Raw genomic sequence first — 2,655 nt, 5'->3', positions numbered from 1 at the left:
CGCGCCGCGTGGCTGCGCCGGCTGCCCAGCGCGCCGACATAGCCGGCCGGGCTCGCCAGCGCCGCGACCAGCGCCGGATCGTCGATCTTGGTGTCGTGGGAGAGCGTCACCACCGCCGTCGCCGGATCGGGCGCGAGCGCCTCGATCGCCTCGTCGGGCCAGCGATCGTCCAGCGCCACGCCGGGGAACCGCTCGGCGGTGAGGAAGCGCGCGCGCGGGTCGATCACCGTGCACGCGATGCCCAGCGTGTCCGCCAGCCGCGCCAGCGCCTGCGCGATCTGCACCGCGCCGACGATCAGCAGCCGGCGCGGCGGATCGTAGCGGTTGACGAACGCCTCTCCGCCTTCCGCCGGCCCGAGCGAGGAGCGCCCGGTCGCGAGGTCGGTCGCCACCGTCAGCGCGCGGCCCTCGTCGCGCGCGGCGCCGATCCGGTCGAACAGCGCCGGATCGAACCCCGCCGCCGCCACCGGCTGCACCATCACCGCGATCTCGCCACCGCACGGCAGCCCGACCTCCCACGCCGAGCTGTCCGCGACCCCATAGCGCGTGACGCGGAACGGCGCGCCCGCGATCACGTCGGCGGCGGCCTGGAGGATGTCCCCCTCGACGCAGCCGCCCGACACCGAGCCCTCGAACCGCCCATCCTCGCGCACCAGCATGTGCGAGCCGCGCGGTCGCGGCGCCGACCCCCAGGTCGACACCACGGTGGCGAGCGCCATCGGCGCGCCGGTCCAGGCGCGCGCGGCGGCGAGGACGGTATCGTTGTCGGCCATGTCATCCTTCGCTCGTCATGCTGAACTCGTTTCAGCATCCATGCGCCACCCGTGACGATGTCCCGGCGTTGATGGCGTAGCATGGACCCTGAAACAAGTTCAGGGTGACGAAGGTTGAGCATGTCGTCGCGCTAAAGCCATGGTAGCGTCAGTCATGCTCCTCCTCGCCCTTGCCACCCTGGCGCTCCCCGCCGCCGTCGGGCAGACGCCGCGCGTGACCCGCCCCATCCTCATCGCGCATCGCGGCGCCAGCGGCGAGCGGCCCGAGCACACGCTCGCCGCCTATGACCGCGCGATCGACGAGGGCGCCGACTTCATCGAGCCCGATCTGGTCCCCACCAAGGACGACGTGCTCGTCGCCCGGCACGAGAACGAGATCGGCGGCACCACCGATGTCGCGCGCCATCCCGAGTTCGCGGGCCGTCGCGCCACCAAAACGATCGACGGCCAGTCCGTCACCGGCTGGTTCACCGAGGACTTCACGCTCGCCGAGCTCAAGACGCTGCGCGCCCGCGAGCGCCTGCCGGCGCTGCGCCCCGCCAACGCCGCCTATGACGGCCAGTTCGCCATCCCGACGCTGGCCGAGATCATCGACCTCGCCAAGCGCCGCTCCGCGCAGACGGGGCGCACGATTGGCATCTATCCGGAAACCAAGCACCCGACCTATTTCGCGAGCATCGGCCACCCGACCGACCGGCGGCTGGTCGATCAGCTCCGCGCCGCCGGCTGGGACAGCGCCGCCGCGCCCGTCTTCATCCAGTCGTTCGAGGTCGCCAACCTGCGGCGCATCCACGGCTGGACGCGCATCCGGCTGATCCAGCTGATGGATGGCGAGGGCGCGCCCGCCGACGGCGCCGCGCCCTCCTACGCCGCCATGGCGATGCCCGCCGGGCTGAAGGCGGTCGCCGCCTATGCCTTTGGGATCGGGCCGAACAAGGCGATGCTCTGGCGGGGTGACCAGCCGTCCGGGCTGGTCGCGGACGCGCACGCCGCCGGCCTCGCCGTCCACCCCTGGACCTACCGCGCCGAGAACCAGTTCCTCCCCGACCGCTTCCGCCACGGCGCCGATCCGGCGGCGCGCGGCGACGTCGTCGCGGAGATCCGGTCGGCGCTCGCGCAGGGCATCGACGGCTTCTTCACCGACTTCCCCGCATCGGGCATCCAGGCCCGCGACGGAGTGCAATGATGCGCGTCGCCCTGCTCCTCCTCCCCCTGTGCGCCGCCGGCTGCGTCGGCACCGCCGTGTCGGTCGTCAAGGCGCCGTTCCAGGTCGCCGGCAAGGCGGTCGACCTCGCCACCACCAGCCAAGCCGAAGCCGATCGCAATTACGGCCGCAGGATGCGCCAGAACGAGGCGCGCGAGGGCAAGGAACGCCGCGAATGGGCGGACAAATGCCACGGCCACCCCGACCGCGACGGCTGCGACGCATACCATGGCTATGTGGCGGCGGATCACCGGTGAGGGGATGAAGGTCGATAAAATACAGCCGGTCTGCAAGCCGGGAAATGGGGCGACATGGCGGACGTCATGGTGATGGGCTTCGAGGACCGGCTGGGCGAGGTGCTGCGACGCTCGCTGCCATTGCTGTGCCCCGAGTTCCGCGCCCAGGTTGCGGAGCTGGTGAGTCCCGCCTCGCTGGCGGTGATGTCCGGCGTGCTAATCGGCTGGGTCGCGAGCCACGCCTTTGGCGTGGGCGAGCTGGTCGATATCATCCTGGGTGCCGTCGGTTTCTTCTCGCTGGGGCTGGCCGTGTTCAGCGGGCTCGACGAGCTGTGGGAGTTCGCGTCCGGCACCTACCGGGCCGGCAGCGACGCCGACCTCGACGCGGCCGCCCGCCACTTCGCCAAGGCGGTGTCGATCCTAGGCATCCAGGCCGTATTGG

At 71.8% G+C, this 2,655-nt stretch carries 4 protein-coding genes; 3 read left to right on the top strand and 1 reads right to left on the bottom strand.

The genetic code is table 11. The annotated features are described in order from the left end of the window. Window positions 1–773, bottom strand: a 773-nt coding sequence (locus HUU95_RS13820; protein WP_174280632.1) for an XdhC family protein, incomplete at its 3' end; no start/stop codon positions are given. A 154-nt stretch (window positions 774–927) separates the two neighbouring features. Here HUU95_RS13820 and HUU95_RS13815 point away from each other — a divergent pair. From HUU95_RS13815 to HUU95_RS13805, 3 genes are all read left to right on the top strand, one after another. Continuing rightward, window positions 928–1,959, top strand: a complete 1,032-nt coding sequence (locus HUU95_RS13815; protein ID WP_174280631.1) for a glycerophosphodiester phosphodiesterase — start codon at window positions 928–930, stop codon at window positions 1,957–1,959. Next, a complete protein-coding gene (locus tag HUU95_RS13810) occupies window positions 1,959–2,234 on the top strand; it encodes a hypothetical protein (RefSeq protein ID WP_174280630.1) in 276 nt (91 codons plus the stop codon). The genes HUU95_RS13815 and HUU95_RS13810 overlap by 1 nt, the downstream gene beginning before the upstream one ends. 54 nt (window positions 2,235–2,288) lie before the next feature. Next, window positions 2,289–2,655 (top strand): hypothetical protein (locus HUU95_RS13805; RefSeq protein WP_217429844.1); only part of this gene is annotated, 367 nt, incomplete at its 3' end.

This window comes from Sphingomonas bacterium, from assembly GCF_903643065.1.
Lineage (GTDB): Bacteria > Pseudomonadota > Alphaproteobacteria > Sphingomonadales > Sphingomonadaceae > Sphingomonas.
The sequence above is the reverse complement of the archived record's forward strand: the minus strand, read 5'-3'. Positions and strand labels throughout refer to the sequence as shown.

What these genes read in the sequence shown, in the direction of transcription:
- HUU95_RS13815 (WP_174280631.1), top strand. Translation starts at nt 928, where the DNA reads ATGCTCCTCCTCGCCCTTGCCACCCTGGCGCTCCCCGCCGCCGTCGGG.
- HUU95_RS13810 (WP_174280630.1), top strand. Translation starts at nt 1,959, where the DNA reads ATGCGCGTCGCCCTGCTCCTCCTCCCCCTGTGCGCCGCCGGCTGCGTC.